The 22,844-nt window shown below is 45.3% G+C and carries 19 protein-coding genes; 13 read left to right on the top strand and 6 right to left on the bottom strand.

Annotated elements, in window-relative coordinates; genetic code table 11:
• Positions 1–159 precede the first annotated feature (159 nt).
• Entirely contained in the window at positions 160–534 is a 375-nt protein-coding gene (locus T426_RS0121970) for an Hsp20/alpha crystallin family protein (protein ID WP_234406506.1), read from the top strand.
• A gap of 67 nt (positions 535–601) precedes the next feature.
• On the opposite strand, the gene T426_RS0121965 is transcribed toward T426_RS0121970, so the two are convergent.
• On the bottom strand, positions 602–1,939 hold the full coding sequence (locus tag T426_RS0121965; RefSeq protein WP_025863552.1) for an alpha-L-fucosidase: 1,338 nt from the start codon (positions 1,937–1,939) through the stop codon (positions 602–604).
• 274 nt (positions 1,940–2,213) lie between these two features.
• Here T426_RS0121965 and T426_RS0121960 point away from each other — a divergent pair, with 274 nt between their 5' ends.
• A complete protein-coding gene (locus tag T426_RS0121960) occupies positions 2,214–2,600 on the top strand; it encodes a hypothetical protein (protein WP_025863553.1) in 387 nt (128 codons plus the stop codon).
• Positions 2,601–2,635: 35 nt separating this feature from the next.
• Here T426_RS0121960 and T426_RS0121955 read toward each other — a convergent pair whose 3' ends face one another.
• Positions 2,636–3,121, bottom strand: a complete 486-nt coding sequence (locus T426_RS0121955) for a DUF4268 domain-containing protein (RefSeq protein ID WP_025863554.1) — start codon at positions 3,119–3,121, stop codon at positions 2,636–2,638.
• Positions 3,122–3,247: 126 nt separating this feature from the next.
• Between T426_RS0121955 and T426_RS0121950 the strand changes: the two genes are divergently transcribed.
• Positions 3,248–4,606 (top strand): NAD-dependent succinate-semialdehyde dehydrogenase, encoded by a 1,359-nt coding sequence (locus T426_RS0121950; protein WP_025863555.1) that lies wholly within the window; start codon positions 3,248–3,250, stop codon positions 4,604–4,606.
• Positions 4,607–4,667: 61 nt separating this feature from the next.
• Here the strand turns inward: T426_RS0121950 and T426_RS0121945 are convergent, their stop codons facing one another.
• From T426_RS0121945 to crcB, 4 genes are all read right to left on the bottom strand, one after another.
• On the bottom strand, positions 4,668–5,369 hold the full coding sequence (locus T426_RS0121945) for a YiaD family glycine zipper/OmpA-like lipoprotein (protein ID WP_051538593.1): 702 nt from the start codon (positions 5,367–5,369) through the stop codon (positions 4,668–4,670).
• A gap of 133 nt (positions 5,370–5,502) precedes the next feature.
• Positions 5,503–6,804 (bottom strand): phosphopyruvate hydratase, encoded by a 1,302-nt coding sequence (gene eno / locus T426_RS0121940; RefSeq protein WP_025863557.1) that lies wholly within the window; start codon positions 6,802–6,804, stop codon positions 5,503–5,505.
• A 258-nt stretch (positions 6,805–7,062) separates the two neighbouring features.
• Positions 7,063–7,428, bottom strand: a complete 366-nt coding sequence (locus T426_RS0121935) for a DUF190 domain-containing protein (protein ID WP_025863558.1) — start codon at positions 7,426–7,428, stop codon at positions 7,063–7,065.
• 38 nt (positions 7,429–7,466) lie between these two features.
• Positions 7,467–7,847, bottom strand: a complete 381-nt coding sequence (crcB, locus tag T426_RS0121930) for a fluoride efflux transporter CrcB (RefSeq protein ID WP_025863559.1) — start codon at positions 7,845–7,847, stop codon at positions 7,467–7,469.
• A gap of 228 nt (positions 7,848–8,075) precedes the next feature.
• Here crcB and T426_RS0121925 point away from each other — a divergent pair, with 228 nt between their 5' ends.
• From T426_RS0121925 to T426_RS0121880, 10 genes are all read left to right on the top strand, one after another.
• Positions 8,076–10,268, top strand: a complete 2,193-nt coding sequence (locus T426_RS0121925) for a patatin-like phospholipase family protein (protein ID WP_027586288.1) — start codon at positions 8,076–8,078, stop codon at positions 10,266–10,268.
• 87 nt (positions 10,269–10,355) lie between these two features.
• On the top strand, positions 10,356–11,777 hold the full coding sequence (gene dacB, locus T426_RS0121920) for a D-alanyl-D-alanine carboxypeptidase/D-alanyl-D-alanine endopeptidase (protein ID WP_025863562.1): 1,422 nt from the start codon (positions 10,356–10,358) through the stop codon (positions 11,775–11,777).
• A gap of 486 nt (positions 11,778–12,263) precedes the next feature.
• Positions 12,264–14,096 (top strand): dihydroxy-acid dehydratase, encoded by a 1,833-nt coding sequence (gene ilvD, locus T426_RS0121915; RefSeq protein WP_025863563.1) that lies wholly within the window; start codon positions 12,264–12,266, stop codon positions 14,094–14,096.
• Positions 14,097–14,115: 19 nt separating this feature from the next.
• On the top strand, positions 14,116–15,855 hold the full coding sequence (gene ilvB / locus T426_RS0121910; protein ID WP_025863564.1) for a biosynthetic-type acetolactate synthase large subunit: 1,740 nt from the start codon (positions 14,116–14,118) through the stop codon (positions 15,853–15,855).
• A 69-nt stretch (positions 15,856–15,924) separates the two neighbouring features.
• Entirely contained in the window at positions 15,925–16,479 is a 555-nt protein-coding gene (ilvN, locus tag T426_RS0121905) for an acetolactate synthase small subunit (RefSeq protein WP_025863565.1), read from the top strand.
• A 42-nt stretch (positions 16,480–16,521) separates the two neighbouring features.
• Positions 16,522–17,571: a ketol-acid reductoisomerase gene (ilvC, locus tag T426_RS0121900; RefSeq protein WP_025863566.1), complete on the top strand. Its 1,050-nt coding sequence runs from the start codon at positions 16,522–16,524 to the stop codon at positions 17,569–17,571.
• Between the two features lie 110 nt (positions 17,572–17,681).
• Positions 17,682–19,199, top strand: coding sequence for a 2-isopropylmalate synthase (locus T426_RS0121895; protein WP_025863567.1), 1,518 nt, complete (start codon positions 17,682–17,684; stop codon positions 19,197–19,199).
• Between the two features lie 38 nt (positions 19,200–19,237).
• Complete coding sequence (gene leuC / locus T426_RS0121890) at positions 19,238–20,644, top strand: 3-isopropylmalate dehydratase large subunit (protein WP_025863568.1); 1,407 nt, start codon at positions 19,238–19,240, stop codon at positions 20,642–20,644.
• 23 nt (positions 20,645–20,667) lie between these two features.
• Positions 20,668–21,261: a 3-isopropylmalate dehydratase small subunit gene (leuD, locus tag T426_RS0121885; RefSeq protein ID WP_025863569.1), complete on the top strand. Its 594-nt coding sequence runs from the start codon at positions 20,668–20,670 to the stop codon at positions 21,259–21,261.
• A gap of 48 nt (positions 21,262–21,309) precedes the next feature.
• The gene (locus tag T426_RS0121880; protein WP_234406508.1) at positions 21,310–22,818 is read left to right on the top strand and encodes an alpha-isopropylmalate synthase regulatory domain-containing protein; all 1,509 of its coding nucleotides are present in this window, start codon (positions 21,310–21,312) and stop codon (positions 22,816–22,818) included.
• Positions 22,819–22,844 lie beyond the last annotated feature (26 nt).

Genomic DNA, 22,844 nt, shown 5'->3' with positions numbered 1-22,844 from the left:
GTTTTTTTACGTTGTGAATTTGATTATTGAAATTAGATGTAAGAAATCGAATGTTAAACTAAAGAGTCAGGAGGGTTTATCATGGCAATTGTAAAAGCTAATAACCGAATGTTCCCGTCAGTCCCTTCTTTCTTCGATAATTTTTTATCAAGGGATTGGATGGATTGGACAAATTCTAATTTTGCTGAAATCGACAGCACATTACCTGCCGTCAATATCAAAGAATCGGATGATGACTATCTAATTGAAGTCGCTGCTCCGGGATTGTCCAAAGACGATTTCAAAATCAACCTGGATAATGATCGGTTGACCATTTCTTCTGAAAAGAAAGAAGCAAACAAAACAGAAGAGGACGGTAAATATACGCAGCGCGAATTCAGGTATCAGGCTTTCCAGCGTACGTTCCATTTACCAGGAAATGTGGTAAACAGCGAAAAAATTTCCGCGAAGTACAACGATGGAATATTGTGCGTGACGCTTCCAAAACGGGAAGAAGTGAAGCCGAAACCTGCCAAACAAATTAGAATTTCATAAAGCATTGAAAAGGCCGTCACAATCGACGGCCTTTTTCTATTACAGGTATTACATGTTTGGTTTACAACTAATTACTTTCGATTACCTGTCCTTTCTCCCGGTACAAATCAATCTTCCCATCAAGCAGAACTGCAATCACAGTAACCTGTGAGTCAAGTACCCGCTCGGGAACATCGATATAGACAATGCCCGGTACGTTACTCCAATATTGTTTTCCAATCACTTTCCAGTTGAGCTTGGTACCGTTGCCAACAACCCAGATTCGGTTTATCTTGTTTTTCAATCCCTTAATCATAAGCGGACCTACCGGTTTATACGGTAAGTACAGGTAAAGAATATCACGAGATTTGTTGAGTGCGGTCGGGCCGTAAAAATGTTCGGGTGGAATGCCTGCCCGGGTTCCATAAATTGCTTCCTTGTGTTTAGATGTCCAGCGCCCCAGTTCTTTTAAAATATCAACTTGTTGTTGCGGAATGGTTCCGTCTGCTTTCGGACCAATGTCCAGTAGCAAATTGCCGCCCATGCTGATGCATTCCACCAGCATCCGGATGATTTGATTTGCCGACTTGTAGTTGGTATCGTTGGGCTGGTATCCCCACGAATCATTCATGGTCATGCACAGTTCCCAGTATTTACTGTCAGGTTTCGTAACCGGAAGACCTTGCTCGGGGGTTTCATAATCGCCGTAGCCCTGAATGCGGGAGTTCAGGATGACGTTCTTGTTGTATTTCCTTAAGTCAGCGGCCAGTTCCTTAGCATGCCACTTTTCAGCGGATTGTTCCCAGTCGCCGTCAAACCAAAACAAATCGGGATGGAATTTCTTAGAAAGTTCTTCCAGTTGGCAAAAATTGAACTTAACAAAGCGGTTCCAGCGTACAGAATCGTTAGTATACCGTTTCTTTTCCCGTGTCCAGTTGGGGTAATCCGGGTTGCTCCAGTCGAGTAGCGAGTAATATAGTCCGACCTTTAAACCTTCTTTTCGGGCAGCCTTAACAAAAGGAGCAACCAAATCGCGACCGGCCGGTGTTTTCTTTACTACGTTCAAATCACTGCACTTCGTATCCCACAAGGCAACACCGTCGTGGTGTTTTGTGGTTAGTACGGCATATTTGGCTCCACTCTCCTTAATCAACTTAGCCCATTGTTGCGGATGATAATTGGCGGCCGTAAAACCATTAAGTTGTTTCATGTAATCCGGATACGAAATGTATCCGTTGTAAAACGACCAGCTTTCATCGATTCCATTTACCGCATAAATGCCCCAGTGGATAAAAATACCCAGCTTGGCATCTTTGAACCAGGCTATTCGTTCTGCTTTTTCTTGCGAAGATTCCGCCGTTTGGCCTTTTGCGTTGAGACTGACGAAGAGAAACAGAAGTGAAAATGACAAAAGAATACGATTCATTATAGTGATTTAGTCTCCTCAATTACTGAAAGCAATTTACGGTATTCCGGAATCTTCTTAAAAACTTTTATAAAGTTTGTGTAGGATATGAATTTTATTCCTGATGGAATGAAATGAAGAATACTGAGATTATTATTAACTTTAAGGTTGATATTTAGTGTACTGCGGTAGTTTGTCGTTTTAAGACAAGTTGCCAACGCTTTATTCTCCCCGGGGCGTTTCCCCTCTGGTGTGTGATTCTCATCAAATAGCGTTCGTTTTAAATGGCTAAGTCATGCAAAGGCTGAAAATCATCACCATCGTTTTACTAACCATCTGGCTGGGTACTTCCTGCCGGACGGAGAGAAGCATGTCGGGCATTGTAGGAACACCAATTCCTGGCGAAATTGAGAATTTCCCAGACTGGGCACATGAACTGATGGCCGATACATTGAAGGTGGATATGCCCGATCGTTCGTCAGTTTCGCGCAACCCGATGATTTGGGAGCCAGGTGATGAAAGAGCACCTATGCCGATTATGATTCCTAACGAAACGAAAAGTTTCTATCACTTGAAGATTTATCAGCCTAAAAATAATGATGGTTGGTATTCGCCGGATTATCGTGGAAATTTCTACCGGCAACATGAAGAACCCCGAGATACACTTCAGCAGATTTATTAAATGATGCCGGGTTTTGCTTTTGTAATCCCTTAAAACTATCGCTCCAAACGGTTTAATGTCAAGATTTCTTCTTTCAGAATATCCCTGATATCGACGAAATTGCTCTGTAATTGCAACATGTTCTTTGCGAAAAAGGCAAATATCTCGTTCCATTGCTTTTGCCGGTGCATGTCTACATCGTATTTCCGGGTGTATATACGGCATACATCCTGTCCGTTATCGCGAACAAAGGCAAAATCCCAAATCAATCCTTCCGGGAAACCATCTTCCAGCAACAGCTTGTATTTTTCCACCAGTTCATAGACCTCCAATCGGCGCGCTTCATTTTTATGGTTGATTTCCAGAATGACATCGGCAAACTTGCGCCCGGCCTCAAATTTCATGGCTAGATGGCTGATTTTGGTTCGGTGCAACAGCCATTTCTTTTTGGCACCGGCCAGTTCAGGAAGTTGACTGCAATACTCGTCAAATTCTATCCAAAAGCGCTTAACTAATTCTTTCTTCTCCTCTTTCGTATACATGCAGATGTGGAAATTTCCGCAAAGATAATGTTCCGCAGGCATTTAAGAAACTCTACCGATTGAAGCGTCGGTGTTTGTGCGTTGCACCAATGATTTTGTACATTTAATGGAAAAATATTTTGCGTTATGAAGTCAGTTAATCCGGCAACAGGAGAAGTAATACAGGAATATTCAGAAATGAGTGAAGTCCAGGTAAAGGACGTAATTGAACTCAACCTGGAAGTCTGGAAAGAGTACCGTGAAACGAGGTTTACACAGCGATCTCAATGGATGCAGAATGCTGCTGCATTATTGCGTACCCGGAAAGAGGAATACGCCCGGCTGATTACCGCGGAAATGGGCAAGCGCATTGCCGAGTCGCGCTCCGAAGTGGAAAAGTGCGCCTGGGTTTGCGAATATTATGCGGAACACGCTGAATCGATGCTGGCTGATGAGCTGATGGAATCGGATGCATCGAAAAGCATGGCGGTGTTTAATCCGCTGGGGCCGGTTCTGGCGGTTATGCCGTGGAACTTCCCGTTTTGGCAGGTCTTCCGATTTGCGGCGCCGGCACTTATGGCGGGCAACGCCGGTTTGCTAAAACATGCATCCAACGTGCAAGGCTGTGCTCTGGCCATCGAGCAGGTTTTCAGCGATGCTGGTTTCCCCGAAAATATCTTTCGTTCGCTGATTATTTCTTCATCCAAAGTGGAGGCTGTTATTGCCCATCCGGCGGTGCGGGCGGTTACCCTAACAGGAAGTGAATATGCTGGAAGCCAGGTCGCTTCACTGGCGGGCAAATATCTAAAGAAATCGGTGTTGGAATTGGGCGGTTCCGATCCGTTCATCGTTCTCGCTGATGCCGATTTGGAAGAAGCGGCCAAAGTCGCTGTGGCCTCCCGGATGATTACTTCGGGACAGACCTGTATAGCGGCCAAGCGGTTTATCGTGGAAGAGAACGTTGCTGCACCTTTCCTCGAAAAGGTTAAAACATTAATGGAAGCTTATCAGCCCGGTGATCCCGGAAGTGAAGAAACTTCGCTGGCTCCGCTTGCCCGTCGCGATTTGGTGGATGACATCGAGCAACAGGTGAATAAATCGGTGGAACAGGGAGCTGAGATTATTTCCGGCGGAAGCCGTATACCGGGCATTGGTAATTACTATTCTCCCACTATTTTAACCAATGTAAAAAAGGGAATGCCTGTTTACATGGAAGAGACTTTTGGTCCGGTTGCGGTTGTTCTTCCCGTAAAGGATGAACAGGAAGCCATTGAAGTAGCGAACGATAGTTTGTATGGACTGGGCGCATCGCTCTGGACTTCGGATTTGGAGAAAGGGGAGGAACTGGCCCGAAAGATTGAGGCCGGGGCAATATTTATCAATGGTCTGGTGAAATCCGATCCCCGGTTGCCGTTTGGTGGAATCAAGAATTCCGGGTACGGAAGAGAGCTTTCCGGTTATGGAATTAAAGAATTTGTAAATATTAAGACTGTTTGGATCAAATAGTTGACAAGATTTCTTAAAAAGAAAAGCGGTCCGGAATAGACCGCTTTTTTATTTTTTATCTCTAATTGCTCATTGGGATGGTTCCTTTTTCGGCTGCCTTCTTCAGTTTTTCGTTGGCGAAGATGGCAATTTCCACGCGGCGGTTCAGTGCCCGGTGTTCCGGCGTGTCGTTGGCGACGATAGGCTGTTCTTCTCCATAGCCTTTAGTCGTGATCCGGGAGTAAGCAACATTGTGACCTTCCAGGTAGGTAGAAACGCTCTGGGCCCGACGCTCCGACAGTTTCATGTTGTACTCAGCCGTTCCGGTGTTATCGGTATGTCCTTCCACCAAAATATTTGTATCGTTATACTTATTCAGAATCTGAGAAAGCTTGTCCAGCTGATCTTTTGACTGCTGGCTCAGGGCACTGGAGTTGAGCGCGAAAAGAATACCGGAATCGAAGGTGATTTTGATTCCTTCGCCAACCCGTTCTACTTTGGCACCTTCCAGGTCCTTCTGCATTTCAGCGGCCTGCTTGTCCATGTAGTTACCGATGGCTGCACCGGTTGCTCCACCCACGCCGGCACCGATAATGGCTCCGATAGCAGTGTTACCTGCCAGTTTTCCAATTCCGGCACCTAAAGCAGCCCCTGCACCGGTCCCGATAATGGCACCTTTTCCTGCGTTACTCATGGTTTTACAACCAGTTAACGAAATAGTCAGTAAAAGAATTAATGCCGCATACCTCTTCCCCTTGGAGATAAATAATTTTTGAATGCTCATGGTCTTTCTATTTTATTGTGGTGAGTAAATTTCAGAATATATAACAGTAGAATTGGTCAAATTCCTATTCAATACCATAAAAAAAACCCCGCCTTTTCAGGCGAGGTTCGTGTATGATAAAATCCTGTTAAGATCAGGCTTTTTTCACTTTTTTATAACCGTAGATGGCTGATTTACCCAGCTCTTCTTCGATACGAAGGAGTTGGTTGTATTTTGCCATACGGTCGGAACGGCTCAAAGAACCTGTTTTGATCTGTCCGCTGTTGGTAGCTACCGCGATGTCAGCAATTGTTGAATCTTCGGTTTCACCGGAACGGTGAGAAGTTACACTGGTGTAACCTGCACGGTGAGCCATTTCAATAGCATCCAGCGTTTCGGTCAACGTACCAATCTGGTTTACTTTGATCAGGATAGAGTTGGCAGCATCCAGTTCGATACCTTTCTGCAGGTATTCTACGTTGGTTACGAACAGGTCGTCACCAACCAACTGGCATTTGTCACCCAATTTTGCATTCAGCATTACCCAACCATCCCAGTCGCCTTCGTCGCAACCATCTTCTACTGAATCAATCGGGAATTTCTCAACCAATTCTGCCAGGTAATTAACCTGCTCTTCACGATTACGCTTGGCACCGTTGGCACCTTCGAATTTCGAGTAATCGTAAACACCATCACTGTAAAATTCGGAAGCAGCACAGTCGAGAGCGATAGATACATCACCACCTTCTTCAACACGACCTGGTTTGTAACCAGCGTTTTTGATGGCTTCGATGATGCTGTTCAGTGCATCTTCGGTACCGTCGAGTGCAGGAGCGAAACCACCTTCGTCACCAACTGCGGTGCTGAGGTTACGTTTGCTAAGCACTTTTTTCAGATGATGGAAAACTTCAGCACCCATGCGCAGACCTTCACGGAAAGAAGGAGCACCAACCGGGCGAATCATGAATTCCTGGAAAGCAATCGGAGCATCGGAGTGAGACCCACCGTTGATGATGTTCATCATTGGTACCGGCAAGGTTTTAGCGTTGGTTCCGCCGATGTAGCGATACAATGGCATATCGAGGTACGTAGCAGCAGCTCTTGCTACAGCCAGCGAAACACCCAACATGGCGTTAGCACCCAGTTTAGATTTTGTTTTGGTACCATCGATTTCGAGCAATTTCTTGTCGAGGGCAACCTGATCGAGAGCGCTCATGCCGATTACTTCTTCGGCAATCACGTTATTTACGTTATCAACAGCTTTCAGTACGCCTTTACCGAGGTAACGGCCTTTGTCACCATCACGAAGTTCGAGCGCTTCGTTTTCGCCGGTTGATGCACCTGACGGTACAGCAGCACGACCTACAACACCGCTTTCGAGGGTAACTTCTACTTCAACGGTTGGGTTCCCGCGGGAATCCAGAATTTCTCTTCCGACTACTTTGTAAATCAACATTGTTTTTTGCTGTTTTATGTTCAACATTTTTGTTACTGCCGGACAGACAGTAACGCAATAATTTTTATGCATAATAAATCCTGACAAAGATAAACATTCCCTGTGAATTACGTCTACCTTTTATCGACCGGAAATGAAAATTGAGATTAAGTTAATAAAGAATGGAATTGCCTTAATTTATTGGCATTTTCAAAATTCGTTATGTCAGAATTAGGGTATTTCGATATATAGAAAAATAGATATAAATCGACTATCCGCTTACTCTTCTTTTCGGTGCTTTTTTCCGGGAAGGTAACGATGCACTTCCACCTCCTGAGTGGTTATCAAGCCGCCCTTACCTGACTTTTCCATCATCTCTTCTACGATTGGGATAAAATTGTTCACCCGTTCTCTGGTATCAGTAATATCAATTAAAACGGGAAGATCGCCACCCAGCGCGAATATTTTGATGGTATGAATGGAGTGACTGGGACCAAACGACATGATGCCGCGGAAGACTGTGGCACCCGCCATGCCCTCTTTTCGGGCAGCATACACAATGGCTTCGTATAAGGGTTGACTTTCGTATTTATCGGTTTCACCACATTGAATGCGGAGATTGATCGCTTTTCCGTGCAGTTGCATACGGTTAAATTTTTCGGTTTAACTAAAAATCTGAATAATCAGAAAATAAATCGGACCAGAACAATTCCCAAATAAACGGCCACTATTCCGGCAAACAGGCTTCCGCCTACATTCAGGAAGAGGAACTGCCAAAGTCTTTCGTTGATCAGTGTCAGGTTGTTATAGGCAAATGATGAGAAAGTAGTAAAGCCACCGCAAAAACCGACTGCGAGAAACAGTCGGGCTTCAGGCGTTAACAGGTTACCCCGGCTGGCCATTTCATATACGATTCCAATGATGAGGCTACCCACAACGTTTACAACGAATGTTCCCATCGGAAATGAACTATCCATGAATCTCTCTACGCCTTTTTGCGAAAGAAAACGGGATATACTCCCCAAACCTCCTCCCAAACCTACAATTAGTGCTTCTTTCCACATAACAATACTTTCGGTGAATGGAATTAAGGTGATTAGGATCAGAGTAATCCGTCACTTCTATCCATTCCTGTCCTAACAATTTTACATTTATATAACAATAATCATCTGTAAAAGTAATAAAACAAGTCATGAAAAGAATTATCTTAAACCATTCAAAAGCTTCGTCAATCCTTATTTGAAAAATACGTTATCCGGGGGAAGATAATTCTCCGACAGACTAAACCGAGCATGAAAAGAAGACAAATCTTGCTTTTTATCCTTTTAATTTTCATTGGGTATTCGCTTCGCGCCCAGGAAACAAAGCACCGGCCCAAAATCGGATTGGTGTTGAGTGGAGGTGGTGCCAAAGGCTTTGCTCATGTTGGCGTATTGAAGGTTTTGGAGGAAGCCGGTATTCCAATTGATTATGTGGCCGGTACCAGTATCGGAAGCATCGTTGGGGGATTTTATGCGATGGGGTATGATGCCGACACGCTGGAGAAAATTGTCAAGAGTCAGGATTGGGCTACATTATTGAGTGATCAGGTCGATAGACGATATATCCCGGTTTTTGATAAACATGAACTGGATCGCTATAATTTAAGTTTTCCCATACGCTCTAAACGAATTAGTCTGCCTAGTGGTGCATTGAACGGACAAAACGTACAGGATCTCTTTTCCTATCTGGCACTCGATTACCAAAATGTAACCGACTTTTCTAAACTGCCGCGCTCTTTTCTTTGTGTGGCAGCTGATATTGAAACCGGGAAAGAGGTTGTATTGAAGCATGGGTATCTTCCGCTGGCCATTCGGGCAAGTATGTCTGTTCCAACAGCCTTTTCAGCTGCGGATGTGGATGGGCGGCTTTTAGTGGATGGAGGTATTATCAACAATTTTCCGGTTGACCGATGTAAAGAGATGGGGGCGGACATCATCATTGGCGTTGATATTCAGTATGGCCTGCGCGATAGAAAAGAGTTGCAATCGATTCCGGATGTGGTGAATCAGATGATTAACCTGATGTCATATCAGAAATCTAAAGAAAACAGGAAGCTGGTTGATTATTACATAAAACCAGATATTTCAGGTTTTTCAGCTTCGAGTTTTGATGCTGCTTCGGCTGATGAGCTGATTAAAAGAGGTGAAGCGGCTGCCCGAAAAGTACTGCCACAACTGATCAAATTAAGGGATTCATTGCATTTAAAACCTAATCCCATCAAACCGGAGGCGATACCAAATTTAGACCGCAAACTGATTATCGAGCGAGTGACGGTTGACGGTGCCAAGAGCCAGGGATTGAATTATTTTCTGGGACTGCTGGATCTTGAGCCTCCGCAGGTGATGACTGTTCGTCAGTTACGTGAGGGTATCAAACGAATTTATGGTTCCGGGAATTTTGATTTTGTTCGTTATCGTTTGTTGGGGGACGAAAACAAAACACTCCATTTGACAGTGAAAGAGCGGATCCATGATCGGTTAAATCTGGGAATTCACTACGATACCGATCGGAAGGCTGCATTGTTGATAAATACAACATTTAAAAATAGCCGGAAAACCGGAGCAAAGCTGTCGATGGATGCAATTCTGGCAACAAATCCTGCATTTGCTGTACGATACACCATTGATAATGGTTGGAAACCAGGCCTTTTTGTCGGAGCTAGTATTCATGATGAAACCATTTCTCAATACACAAACGGCGACAAGTCATCATTGGTCAACCTACAATTATATAAAGGACAGCTGGCAACTCACTCGGTTTATTTTGATGCTTTCCGGATTTCGCTCGGCGCTGAGGTGGAGCATTTCAATGTTGAGTCGGTGATTGGTTCAATACCGTCGGATATTGATTTGAATAACCAAACACTTTTAAATTACTATGCACAGATTGATCTGGATCAAATGAATCGGGCTTATTTCCCGACAGTCGGTTGGAAATTTCTGGGAGAGGCGAAAATAGTGACGGATAATGGCTGGCTGTTTAACGAGAGCAATCCGTTTATGCCGGTAAAATTAAGTATCCAGTTGGCGAAATCTTTTGGGTCCCGATTCACAATTCTACCCTCTGTTAAAGGGCGAATTATTGTTGGTTCGGGGGAGCCAATATATTATAAAACCTTTGTGGGAGGAGTGGAGCAGACTGACTATTTGAATGCACAGGTCCCTTTTATCGGACTCAGACGGATGGAGATGATGACCCGTAACGTTGCTGTAGGCGAAATGGACTTTCGTTTTCGTTTTTGGGAAAACATTTACCTGACACTTAATACGAACCTTGGGTTCTATGGTGACGATAACGACTTTTTGTCCAAAGGAGATGTGTTGGCTGGCGGTGGCGTGACTGCCTCGTATGATAGTATGGTAGGCCCCGTAGAGTTAATGATAAGTAGTTCGAATATATCGAAGGAGCCTTCTGTCTTTTTGTCTCTTGGATATTGGTTTTAGTTTGGCCATTTTCGTTGATCAATCTTTGTCTTATTTATATGATTGCAGGCCTGAATTTTTCTGCAATCAGCAAAATTATGTTTTCTCATGAACAGAATATTTATCGCATTATTCCTTCTCTTCGTCTCATCGCAAGTAAAATCACAATCAGATACCCTTTCAACATTACCTGATTTGCCGGAGTTGCAAACGGCTGAGTACAGTTTCTATGTGTATGATGCCACAATGGGGCAGGTAGTCGCTCAGTCTCCTCAAAAAAGTCTGACGCCAGCATCGGTGTTAAAATTGGTGACCACGGCAACGGCTATGCGTTTGCTTGGACCTGACTTTCGGTTTAAAACCCGGTTTGGTTATACTGGAAAGATAGACCATAAGACAGGTACTTTAAAAGGAGATTTGATTATCAAAGGAGGGGCAGACCCCGCTTTTTACTCGGAATATTTTCCGATGGATTACCTTGGCGTATTTGAACAATGGGCGTATCAATTAAAGCAACTCGGGATAAAACAGGTGGATGGTGATATTATTGGTGATGCATCGGCACTTGATGATACGGCTATTCCCGGTGGCTGGATTTGGGAAGATATGGGGAATTATTATGGTGCGGGTGTTTATGGCCTTACGTTTGCCGATAATATGTACCGGATTCATTTTCAATCGCCGGCTGAAGCTGGAAAACAAACCAACGTAATTAAGGTCCAGCCGAAAACTCCCGGTTTTACGTTGGATAATCGAGTCGTATCGTCGGATGAAAAAAGTGACCAATCGTATGTATATGGTGCACCTTATGCACAACAACAGATGGTCATGGGAGCAATTCCGAAAGGGAAGAATGATTTTGTGGTAAAAGGCGCGATGCCTAATCCTCCACTCGAAGCTGCCGATTCGTTACGAAAAGTGATAAATAACTTAGGAATCGAAATTACCGGTGAGGCAAAAGCCAGTTTTACGAGCGTGGATGGTGATTTCCATCAGATGGCAGTGCAGGAGTCTCCAACGTTGCAAAACATCATTGACGTAACGAATCACGAAAGTGTGAATTTGTTTGCTGAGCATCTCCTTCGGGAAATTGGGCGAAAGGTATTCGGAAAGCCGACTTTGGACGAAGGCCTGAAAGCAATTAAGTCATACTGGATGGATCGGGGAATCGATTTGCAGGGATTCTACCAGACTGATGGAAGTGGACTTTCCCGGTCGAATGCCATCTGTACAAAAACTTTGGTTGAGGTGATGTTGAATATGTACCGGGTCCCGGGCGATGAGATATTTTTTGATTCTCTTCCGCTTGCTGGCGAAGATGGTACATTGCAATACTTCTTTCAGGGAACTCCGCTTGATGGGAAGTTACGGGCCAAAACAGGTTCGATGGAACGGGTGAGAAGTTTTGCCGGTGAATTTACAAATCGTAACGGTCACCAATTATTTTTTGCAGTAATTGTAAATAATTTCTCAGGTTCGTCTTATAAAATGGGGAAGAAATTAGAGCCATGGTTGCTTACTTTTTATTAGACTAATTCTAATTAGCACTGTCGTAAGTTTGAGATTTACAGGAGATTGTGAAGGTTTGATTTTTCGAACAAAAATGTGGTTTGTTAGAATTAGATCCTTCTGTTTCATACTTCAATGTTAATTTTACTTTTAATTATTTATTAAATCGGCGTAAATACTTACATTTTCGTTTTGTCTTTTTGTATTTATTTCTACATTTGCCTTTGTAGTTCATAAGCGATAATTGATTAAGGAAATTTATTGCGGACATTGAGCGGTATTTTTGTAATCAACCCCATGACAACCATTCTCTCTGGGAATGGTTTTCTTGCAGCTTATAAAGAAAAAAATTAGATATGATGCGTAAAATAGTAGATAACCTTCTTCTCGTGGTCATTATTATTCTCGTCTATACCGGTTGAGAAAGGTTGACTATTGCATACATCAAAACGAACAAGCCTTTCTCAAGAAAACGAGAAAGGCTTTTTTTTAAACGTAAATCCAGGCATGGAAAAAAAACTGAGAAGCGAAACAACAACCCGCGGGCGTCGTATGGCAGGTGCCCGAAGCCTGTGGAGAGCAAATGGGATGAAAGAGGAGCACTTTGGCAAACCGCTGATTGCCGTTGTCAACTCATTCACCCAGTTTGTGCCCGGACACGCTCATTTGCATGACGTAGGGCAAATGGTAAAGAAAGAGATTGAAAAATTGGGCTGCTTCGCTGCAGAATTCAACACCATTGCAGTTGACGATGGGATAGCCATGGGACATGATGGAATGTTGTATTCATTGCCGTCGCGCGAGATAATCGCCGATAGTGTTGAGTACATGGTTAATGCGCACAAGGCGGACGCGATGATCTGCATCTCCAATTGTGATAAAATCACTCCCGGGATGTTAATGGCCGCAATGCGTTTGAACATTCCGGCCATTTTTGTATCTGGTGGTCCCATGGAAGCCGGCGAGGCGCAAGGCCGCCAGTTCGACCTGGTTGATGCGATGGTAATGGCTGCCGACGATTCGGTGAGCGACAGCGTACTGCTCGATGTGGAGCAAAATGCTTGTCCTACATGTGGTTCCTGTTCAGGAATGTTCACTGCCAATTCGATGAACTGTCTGACAGAGGCATTGGGACTTTCCCTTCCGGGAAACGGAACCGTAGTGGCAACGCATGCCCGCCGGAAAGATTTGTTCATTAAAGGAGCGAAAGCGATTGTCGATATCACTTACGATTATTACCAAAATGGCAATGAAGAAGTATTGCCCCGAAATATTGGTACCCGTGAAGCTTTCATGAATGCGATGACTCTTGACATTGCGATGGGCGGTTCAACCAACACGGTGTTGCACTTGCTGGCAATTGCCCGTGAAGCTGGAGTTGATTTCACGATGAAAGACATGGATGAACTTTCGAGGAGAGTTCCTTGCGTTTGCAAAGTCGCCCCCAACTCGCACTATCATATTCAGGATGTGAACCGTGCGGGAGGTATTCTGGGAATTCTTGGCGAATTGGATCGCGGTGGTTTGCTGAACCGTTCGGTCAGCCGGGTATCCGATAATACGTTGGGTGAAGCCATCGATAAGTGGGACGTTTTGCGTGACACGGCAGTTGCCGAAGCCAGAGAACTTTATTCTGCTGCCCCCGGAAACATTGGTCGCAACCTGGTGATGGGGTCACAACAAATGCACTACGGAAAACTCGATTTGGATCGGGAAGAAGGCTGCGTCCGTGATTTGGAACATGCCTATACCAAAGAAGGCGGACTGGCTGTATTGTTTGGAAATTTAGCCAGAAAAGGATGTATCATTAAAACTGCAGGAGTTGATCCTTCGGTTTTTCAATTCAAGGGAACGGCCCGGGTCTTTGAATCGCAGGATGACGCTATTCGCGGAATTCTTGGCGATGCGGTCCAGGCCGGCGATGTGGTCATTATCCGGTACGAAGGCCCCAAAGGTGGTCCGGGAATGCAGGAAATGCTTTACCCAACTTCATACCTGAAATCAGTTCGACTAGACAAACAATGTGCTTTGGTGACCGACGGTCGTTTTTCCGGAGGAACTTCCGGGTTATCCATAGGACATGTGTCACCTGAAGCCGCTGGCGGTGGTGAAATCGCACTGGTTCGGGATGGAGATCCCATTGAAATAGATATTCCGGCCCGCCGGATTGAATTAATGGTCTCAGAGGAAGAGCTTACCAAACGCCGTACTGAAGAGGAAGCGCGGGGAGCTCAGGCCTATACTCCGAAAGATCGTGACCGGCAGGTCAGCCGGGCACTGAAAGCTTATGCAAGTCTTGTTTCGTCAGCTGACGAAGGAGCAGTAAGATTAATTGATTAACAACTAAATCCAGATAGCCATGACGGCACCATCAAAAGAATTTATGGAAATGAAACAGGAAGCCATCCAGATGACGGGAGCTGAAGCAGTTATCCGTTCGTTGCTGGAAGAAGGAGTTGAAACCATATTTGGCTACCCGGGAGGGGCAATTATGCCGGTGTACGATGCGTTGTACGATTTTGACAAGCAGGTACGGCATATTTTGACAAGGCATGAGCAGGGAGCTGTTCACGCTGCTCAGGGGTACGCCCGTGTAACGGGAAAAGTTGGTGTTTGTTTCGCCACATCCGGACCGGGTGCTACAAACTTAATTACGGGCATTGCCGATGCTATGATCGATTCCACGCCGTTGGTGTGTATTACAGGTCAGGTGGCATCGCCGCTTTTGGGAACCGATGCGTTCCAGGAGTCAGATGTTGTGGGTATTTCGATGCCGGTAACTAAGTGGAACTACCAAATTACCACTCCTGAAGAAATCCCAACTGCTATCGCACAGGCATTTTATATTGCACGTAGCGGCCGTCCGGGACCAGTACTTCTCGATTTGACGAAGGATGCTCAATTCGGAAAGTTCGATTTTTCGTACACCCGTTGTGAGAAAATCAGAAGCTATGTCCCTGAATATCCACTTGATAAAGGGAGCCTGAAGACTGCAGCAGACCTGATTGACGGTGCCAAAAAGCCGTTTCTGCTCTTCGGGCAGGGAGTTATACTTTCCGGTGCCGAGCGTGAATTGCAGGAATTCATCGAAAAAGCCGGGATTCCGGCAGCTGGAACGCTGCTTGGGCTTTCTGCGCTGGATTCCGATCATAAATTGCATACCGGAATGTTGGGGATGCACGGGAATTATGGCCCGAACATCAAAACAAACGAATGCGATGTATTGATTGCTGTTGGGATGCGTTTCGACGACCGGGTAACCGGCGATGTGAAACGATATGCCCGACAGGCGAAAGTGATTCATCTGGAAATAGATCCGTCAGAGATCGATAAGATCATCAAAGCAGATGTAGCCGTTTTGGGCGATGCCAAGAAATCGCTGCGCATGCTGACCCGTTTGGTGAAAAAACAGGAGCATAAAGAGTGGGTGAACGAATTCCACCAGGCAGCAGATATTGAAATGGAGCAGGTCATCCAAAGAGATCTTTTTCCTGCGAAAGCGGGACTGACCATGGGAGAAGTAGTTCGGATGTCTTCTGAACTGACCAATAATCATTCGGTAGTAGTAGCCGATGTGGGTCAGAATCAAATGGCTGCTGCCCGTTATTCGAAATTTTCCCAAACGCGTAGTCACATCAGTTCGGGGGGATTGGGAACCATGGGCTTTGGACTTCCAGCGGCCATTGGTGCTAAAATTGGTGCGCCCGACAGAGACGTAGTTGCTTTTGTTGGTGACGGCGGACTGCAGATGACCATCCAGGAACTGGGAACCATTGCACAGGAACATCTTCCTGTGAAGGTGGTCGTGCTGAATAATCATTTTCTGGGAATGGTACGGCAGTGGCAGCAGCTCTTTTTCGAACGCCGTTATTCATTTACCGAAATGGTGAATCCCAATTTCGTGAAGATAGCTGAAGGCTTTGGAATTCCGGGTAAGCAGGTAACAACCCGCGAGGAATTGCAGGTTGCCATGAAGGAAATGATTGAGCATCCCGGTCCTTATTTGTTGGATGTTCTGGTGGAAAAAGAAGATAATATTTTCCCAATGGTTCCTTCAGGTGCTTCTGTTTCAGATATTTTATTGTCGGCTGAAGAATAATCACTGTTGACCTTTACCGGTTTCGCGAAAGCGGTAAAGAAAGAAACAACGGAATAAAACTCGAATGAGATGAAAGAAGAATTTATCATATCGGCTTACAGCGAAAACCATATTGGTTTGCTGAACCGCATCACCATCATATTTACCCGCCGGAAAGTCAACATCGAAAGTCTGACGGTTTCTGAGTCAGCCTTGCGGGGAATTTCCAAATTCACCATCGTTGTTCGCGAAGAGCGTTCACGTGTGGAGAACATTGTGAAGCAGATTGAAAAGCAGGTGGATGTACTGAAAGCCTATTTCCATATGAACGATGAAATGATCTTCCAGGAAATTGCGTTGTACAAAGTTCCAACCCAGGCACTGATGGAGTCTGACCAGATTGAAAGAATGGTACGGCAACACAATGCCCGAATTCTGGAAATTACCAAAGACTATACGGTAATTGAAAAAACCGGTCATAAGGAGGAAACGCAGGAGCTTTTCGAAGGACTGAACCGTTTTGGCGTACTTCAGTTTATTCGGTCGGGCCGCGTAGCGATTACCCGTTCCTCGAATGAGCGTCTTTCCGAATTCCTTGCTGAGCGTGATGCACTTCTCGCAAGCATTGAAATGAAATCGAATTAGTAAAAAGTTTTATAACAACACCTTTAACAAAATCAGATCAAAATGGCTAAAATGAATTTTGGCGGCGTCGAAGAAAATGTGGTGACCCGCGAAGAATTTCCCCTTGCAAAAGCGCAGGAAGTACTCAAAGAAGAAACCATTGCCGTACTCGGTTACGGTGTACAGGGACCCGGTCAGTCACTAAATCTTCGTGATAACGGATTGAATGTAATTGTCGGACAGCGGAAAAATTCCAAATCATGGGATAAAGCCGTAGCTGACGGTTGGGTACCCGGTGAAACACTTTTCGAACTGGAAGAAGCTTGTGAAAAAGCTACAATTATTCAATACCTGCTATCCGATGCCGGCCAGATTGCTCTTTGGCCTACCGTGAAAAAGCACTTGACTCCCGGTAAAGCGCTTTATTTCTCTCATGGATTTGGCGTAACCTATAAAGAACGTACGGGCATTATTCCTCCGGAAGATGTGGATGTAATTCTGATTGCTCCGAAAGGTTCAGGTACCAGTTTACGCCGTATGTTCCTCGAAGGTCGTGGTCTGAACTCCAGCTACGCTATCTTCCAGGATGCTACCGGAAAAGCAAAGGAACGCGTTGTTGCTTTGGGAATTGGTGTTGGTTCGGGCTACCTGTTCGAAACCACTTTCAAACGCGAAGTATACTCCGACCTGACAGGTGAGCGCGGTACCCTGATGGGAGCCATCCAGGGAATTTTTGCTGCTCAGTACGAAGTGTTGCGTAAAAATGGTCATACACCTTCCGAGGCTTTCAACGAAACGGTTGAAGAGCTGACCCAGAGTTTGATGCCTTTGGTGGCTGAAAACGGAATGGACTGGATGTATGCCAACTGCTCTACCACTGCACAACGTGGTGCGTTGGATTGGTGGAAGAAATTCCGTGATGCAACCCAACCGGTCTTTGAAGAACTGTACAGCGAAGTCGCTGCCGGAAATGAAGCGCAACGTTCTATCGATTCCAACAGTAAGTCAGACTACCGAGTCAAGCTGGAAGCGGAATTGAAGGAATTGCATGATTCTGAAATGTGGAAAGCTGGTGCCACCGTGCGCCAATTGCGTCCCGAAAATAACGGCTGATGCCGAATGATGTATGAATGGAGAGAACCTGGTTCTTTCCATTCTTCATAATAGCAGAAAGCCGGGAATAGTTTGAAAAAGTAAATTAAGAAAATTCAATACAGAAAATCATGGATGATAACAGGGTATATGTATTTGATACCACACTGCGAGACGGAGAGCAGGTACCGGGTTGCCAGCTGAATACGATTGAAAAAATCGAAGTAGCGAAAGCCTTGGAACTGCTAGGGGTTGACGTGATTGAAGCCGGCTTTCCTATTTCTAGCCCTGGCGATTTTCAGTCGGTGGTCGAAATTTCCAAAGCGGTTACCTGGCCTACCATTTGTGCCCTGACCCGTGCAGTGGAAAAAGATATTGACGTGGCTGCCGAAGCGTTGAAATATGCCAAACGCGGACGAATTCACACCGGTATTGGTACGTCGCCTTATCACATCAAATATAAACTGAATTCCAATCAGGATGAGATTGTCGAACGTGCTGTGGCTGCTGTAAAATATGCCAAAAAATACGTTGAAGACGTAGAGTTTTATGCCGAAGATGCCGGCCGGACTGACAATGTTTACCTGGCCAGAGTAATTGAGGCTGTTATTAAAGCCGGCGCCACCGTGGTCAATATTCCGGATACAACCGGATATTGTTTGCCCAACGAATTCGGTGAGAAAATTCGTTTCCTGAAAGAGAACGTAAAGGGAATTGACAAAGCTGTCATTTCAACGCACTGCCACAACGATTTGGGAATGGCTACTGCCAATTCCGTTTCCGGAATTATGAATGGTGCCCGTCAGGTTGAGGTAACGTTAAATGGTATTGGTGAACGTGCGGGAAATACCTCTCTTGAAGAGGTGGTGATGACACTTCGCTCGCATAAGGAGTTGGAGCTGTTTACCAATATCAATACAAAAAATATATACAAAACCAGCCGGTTGGTTTCCAGCCTGATGAATATGCCGGTTCAGCCGAACAAGGCTATTGTGGGGCGGAATGCATTTGCTCATTCAAGTGGTATTCACCAGGATGGGGTACTGAAAAACCGTGAAAACTATGAAATCATTGATCCGGCAGAAGTTGGTATCAATGAATCATCCATTCTGCTGACAGCTCGTAGTGGTCGCGCGGCATTGAAACACCGTTTGGAAATACTGGGCTTCAAACTGGACAAGGCAAAATTGGATGAAGTTTATGAAGATTTCCTGAAGCTAGCTGACAAGAAGAAACAGATAAAAGACGACGATCTGCTGGTATTGTTGGGCGAGCTTGGTAAAGGAGACCGTCGGATTAAACTGGACTTCCTTCAGGTGGTGACCGGAAAAGATCTGGTACCGATGGCTACCGTGAAACTGGACATTGCCGGAGAGAAATTCACCGCTACCGAATCGGGTAACGGACCGGTTGATGCGGCCATTTCTGCCGTAAAGGATATTATTCACCGGAAGGTTGTTTTGGAAGAGTTCCTGATTCAGGCCATTACACGTGGAAGCGATGATATTGGTAAGGTACATATGCAGGTTGAATCCGAAGGCGTTATTTACAACGGCTTTGGCGCCAATACCGATATTGTAACCGCTTCTGTTGAAGCCTTTATCGATGCAGTTAATAAAATTGGAAACGGAACAGGTAATAAAATCTGATTCGCGTTTGTACAGTATTAATTTTGAATGATTTTCAAATGAGTTCAGAAGCAAAAACACTTTTTGATAAGATATGGGATGCTCACGTGGTGGAGCATGTGGAAGCTGGCCCTGATGTGCTTTACATCGATCGTCATTTAATCCATGAAGTGACCAGCCCTGTAGCATTTGGAGGACTGGAGCGTCGTGGATTGAAAGTCTTCCGTCCGGAAAATACCATCGCGACTCCCGACCATAATGTCCCGACCGAAGGTCAGGAACAGCCCATCAAGGAACTGCTTTCGCGTAAACAAGTCGATACGCTTACCGCGAATTGTCAAAAGCATAATATTAACCTGTATGGACTGAATCACCCTTTCCATGGAATTGTTCATGTGATTGGACCGGAACTGGGAATTACCCAACCCGGTATGACCATTGTCTGTGGTGATAGTCATACTTCAACGCACGGAGCTTTCGGAAGTATTGCTTTCGGTATTGGTACCAGTGAAGTGGAAATGGTGTTTGCCAGTCAGTGTATTCTTCAGCCTAAGCCGAAGAAAATGCGCGTCAATGTGGACGGTGAATTGCACAAAGGGGTAACAGCAAAAGATATTGCGCTATATATCATTTCGCAGATTTCAACTTCAGGTGGTACCGGACACTTCATTGAGTACACAGGTTCGGCTATTCGCAGTCTTTCGATGGAAGGACGGATGACCCTTTGTAACATGAGTATTGAAAGTGGTGCCCGTGGTGGAATGATTGCTCCGGATGAAGTTACCTTCGAATACATCAAAGGTCGTGAATTCGCGCCCAAAGGTGAAGAGTGGGAAAAAGAGCTTGCTCGTTGGAAAAGCCTGAAATCGGATGACGATGCCGTATTCGACTCGGAATACAACTTTGATGCAGCCGATATCTCTCCAATGATTACTTACGGCACCAATCCCGGAATGGGTGTCGGTGTCGATGGTAATATTCCTACCGGAGATGACATGGGTAAGAGTGATCGCTTCACCTTCAACAAGTCGTTGGAATATATGGGATTTCATCCCGGAGATCAAATGATGGGTAAAGAGGTCGACTATGTATTCATCGGTAGTTGCACCAATGGTCGTATTGAAGACTTTCGTGCTTTCACTCAGTTTGTAAAAGGAAAGAAAAAAGCCGATAACATAACGGCCTGGCTGGTTCCGGGTTCACACCAGGTGGAAGATCAGATCCGGAAAGAAGGACTGGTGGAAATTCTGGAGGAAGCCGGCTTTGAGCTTCGCCAACCGGGATGCTCAGCTTGTCTGGCTATGAACGAAGACAAAATCCCGGAAGGGAAATATGCCGTTTCCACCTCGAACCGGAACTTCGAAGGACGTCAGGGGCCGGGAGCCCGCACCATGCTGGCTAGTCCCATTATGGCTGCTGCCGCTGCCGTCACTGGCCGTGTAACCGATCCGCGTGAATTTTTGTAATGTGAACTTTGAATTGATTGATTATGCCTATCGATAAATTTGTAAAATTCCGGAGTCCGGCAGTGCCACTGCCCATCGAGAATGTGGATACCGACCAGATTATTCCGGCCCGCTTCCTGAAAGCGGTAGAGCGCAAGGGATTTGGTGATAACCTTTTCCGCGACTGGCGCTACAAAAAAGATAATACGCCGAATCCTGATTTTGTTTTGAATCAGTCCCGCTATAGCGGAAAGATTCTGGTAGCAGGAAAGAATTTCGGAAGCGGTTCGAGCCGTGAACATGCAGCCTGGTCTATTTATGACTATGGTTTCCGTGTGGTGGTATCGAGCTTCTTTGCCGATATTTTTAAGAACAATGCGTTGAATAACGGGTTATTACCAGTGGTGGTATCACCTGAATACCTGGAGAAATTGTTCGAAACCATTGAAGCTAATCCTGAAGCAGAGTTTGAAGTGAACCTGGAAGAGCAGACTTTCACGAACCTCGAAACAGGAGAGACAACTGATTACGAAATCAATGCATATAAAAAGAAATGCCTGTTGAACGGGTATGATGATATCGATTTTCTGGTTACTCTAAAGGATAAAGTGGCCAAATTCGAAGAATCGCTACGATAAAAACACGTGTGACTGATGAGCAGAGCTATGGCAAAAAAAGTGTATATCATGGATACAACCCTGAGGGATGGCGAGCAGACCTCGGGGGTTTCTTTCTCGGAAACCGAGAAGCTGAGCATCGCAAAAATTTTACTCGAAGAGGTCAAGATTGACTATCTGGAGATTGCGTCGGCTCGGGTTTCTGACGGAGAGTTCCGGGCTGCTCAAAAAGTTATCGAATGGGCTGGAAAAGCCGGCTATCGTGATAAGATTGAAATTCTTGGTTTTGTCGATGGTGGAACATCCCTAAACTGGATAAAGGATGCCGGTGGTGAGGTGATGAACCTTTTGACCAAAGGCTCGCATCGGCATTTGACTCAGCAATTGAAAAAAACCACGGAACAGCACATCCAGGATATCCGTGATGCGATCAGTCGTGCCGGAGAAATGGGCATTAAGGTGAACATTTACCTGGAAGACTGGTCGAATGGAATGCGTCACTCTCCCGAGTACGTCGAAAAACTTCTCGACGGATTGAAAGATGAGCCGATTCAACGGGTGATGCTGCCCGATACGCTTGGTATTTTATCGCCACTGGAAGCGTTCGAGTTCTGCCGGATGATGATCGAGAAGTTTCCCAAAATGCATTTCGATTTTCATGCACATAACGATTACGATCTCGCAGTGGCCAATGTTGAGGCGGCGATACGTGCCGGTATCAATTGTGTACATACCACCGTGAACGGGTTGGGCGAACGGGCTGGAAATGCACCGCTGGCCAGTGTTATTGCATTGCTGAATGACCATTTGAAACGTCCGAACTCTGTTAATGAGCGGAAACTGGCGATGGTCAGCCGTTTGGTTGAGAGTTTTTCCGGGGTTCGTATTCCAACGAACAAGCCCGTTATCGGAGAGAATGTCTTCACGCAAACCAGTGGTATTCATGCCGATGGAGATAAAAAGGACAAGTTGTATTTCAACGAGTTGCTTCCCGAGCGTTTTGGGCGTACCCGGAAATATGCTTTAGGTAAAACTTCCGGCAAAGCGAATATTGCCAAAAATCTGGAGGAGATGGGAATTCATCTCGACCCGGATGAACTAAAGAAGGTAACTGAAAAGATCATTGAATTAGGCGATCGGAAAGAATCGGTTACCGCGGAAGATTTACCATACATTCTTTCGGATGTACTAAAAAGCGAATCGATTGTTACGCATATTGAACTGAAGAATTATGCTATTTCGCATGCGCTGGGATTGCGTCCAATGGCAACTGTTCGCATTTCTATTGATGGGAACGAGTACGAGGAGGCAACATCCGGCGACGGTCAGTATGATGCTTTCATGAATGCGTTGCGCAGAATCTATCATAAGCTGAATAAGCCTTTCCCGGCACTAGCCGATTATACGGTAGCCATTCCTCCGGGAGGAAATACAGATGCGCTGGTTGAAACGTTGATTACCTGGCGTATGGGCCGTGAATTTAAAACCCGTGGATTGGACCCTGATCAGACGGCAGCAGCAATCAAAGCGACAATGAAAATGTTAAACATAGTAGAAAACGATAATCAGCTTTTTTGATTCGGATTTCGAAAAAATATGAACCG

This window comes from Prolixibacter bellariivorans ATCC BAA-1284 (assembly GCF_000621705.1).
In the GTDB taxonomy this organism is placed as follows: Bacteria; Bacteroidota; Bacteroidia; order Bacteroidales; family Prolixibacteraceae; genus Prolixibacter; species Prolixibacter bellariivorans.
Note: the sequence above shows the minus strand (reverse complement) of the source record. Positions and strands in the feature narration are given on the sequence as shown.

Excerpts from the sequence above, each read along its gene's own strand:
- T426_RS0121970 (WP_234406506.1), top strand. The coding sequence starts at position 160 with ATGGATTGGACAAATTCTAATTTTGCTGAAATCGACAGCACATTACCT.
- T426_RS0121965 (WP_025863552.1), bottom strand. The coding sequence starts at position 1,939 with ATGAATCGTATTCTTTTGTCATTTTCACTTCTGTTTCTCTTCGTCAGT.
- T426_RS0121960 (WP_025863553.1), top strand. The coding sequence starts at position 2,214 with ATGCAAAGGCTGAAAATCATCACCATCGTTTTACTAACCATCTGGCTG.
- T426_RS0121955 (WP_025863554.1), bottom strand. The coding sequence starts at position 3,121 with ATGTATACGAAAGAGGAGAAGAAAGAATTAGTTAAGCGCTTTTGGATA.
- T426_RS0121950 (WP_025863555.1), top strand. The coding sequence starts at position 3,248 with ATGAAGTCAGTTAATCCGGCAACAGGAGAAGTAATACAGGAATATTCA.
- T426_RS0121945 (WP_051538593.1), bottom strand. The coding sequence starts at position 5,369 with ATGAGCATTCAAAAATTATTTATCTCCAAGGGGAAGAGGTATGCGGCA.
- eno (WP_025863557.1), bottom strand. The coding sequence starts at position 6,804 with ATGTTGATTTACAAAGTAGTCGGAAGAGAAATTCTGGATTCCCGCGGG.
- T426_RS0121935 (WP_025863558.1), bottom strand. The coding sequence starts at position 7,428 with ATGCAACTGCACGGAAAAGCGATCAATCTCCGCATTCAATGTGGTGAA.
- crcB (WP_025863559.1), bottom strand. The coding sequence starts at position 7,847 with ATGTGGAAAGAAGCACTAATTGTAGGTTTGGGAGGAGGTTTGGGGAGT.
- T426_RS0121925 (WP_027586288.1), top strand. The coding sequence starts at position 8,076 with ATGAAAAGAAGACAAATCTTGCTTTTTATCCTTTTAATTTTCATTGGG.
- dacB (WP_025863562.1), top strand. The coding sequence starts at position 10,356 with ATGAACAGAATATTTATCGCATTATTCCTTCTCTTCGTCTCATCGCAA.
- ilvD (WP_025863563.1), top strand. The coding sequence starts at position 12,264 with ATGGAAAAAAAACTGAGAAGCGAAACAACAACCCGCGGGCGTCGTATG.
- ilvB (WP_025863564.1), top strand. The coding sequence starts at position 14,116 with ATGACGGCACCATCAAAAGAATTTATGGAAATGAAACAGGAAGCCATC.
- ilvN (WP_025863565.1), top strand. The coding sequence starts at position 15,925 with ATGAAAGAAGAATTTATCATATCGGCTTACAGCGAAAACCATATTGGT.
- ilvC (WP_025863566.1), top strand. The coding sequence starts at position 16,522 with ATGGCTAAAATGAATTTTGGCGGCGTCGAAGAAAATGTGGTGACCCGC.
- T426_RS0121895 (WP_025863567.1), top strand. The coding sequence starts at position 17,682 with ATGGATGATAACAGGGTATATGTATTTGATACCACACTGCGAGACGGA.
- leuC (WP_025863568.1), top strand. The coding sequence starts at position 19,238 with ATGAGTTCAGAAGCAAAAACACTTTTTGATAAGATATGGGATGCTCAC.
- leuD (WP_025863569.1), top strand. The coding sequence starts at position 20,668 with ATGCCTATCGATAAATTTGTAAAATTCCGGAGTCCGGCAGTGCCACTG.
- T426_RS0121880 (WP_234406508.1), top strand. The coding sequence starts at position 21,310 with ATGGATACAACCCTGAGGGATGGCGAGCAGACCTCGGGGGTTTCTTTC.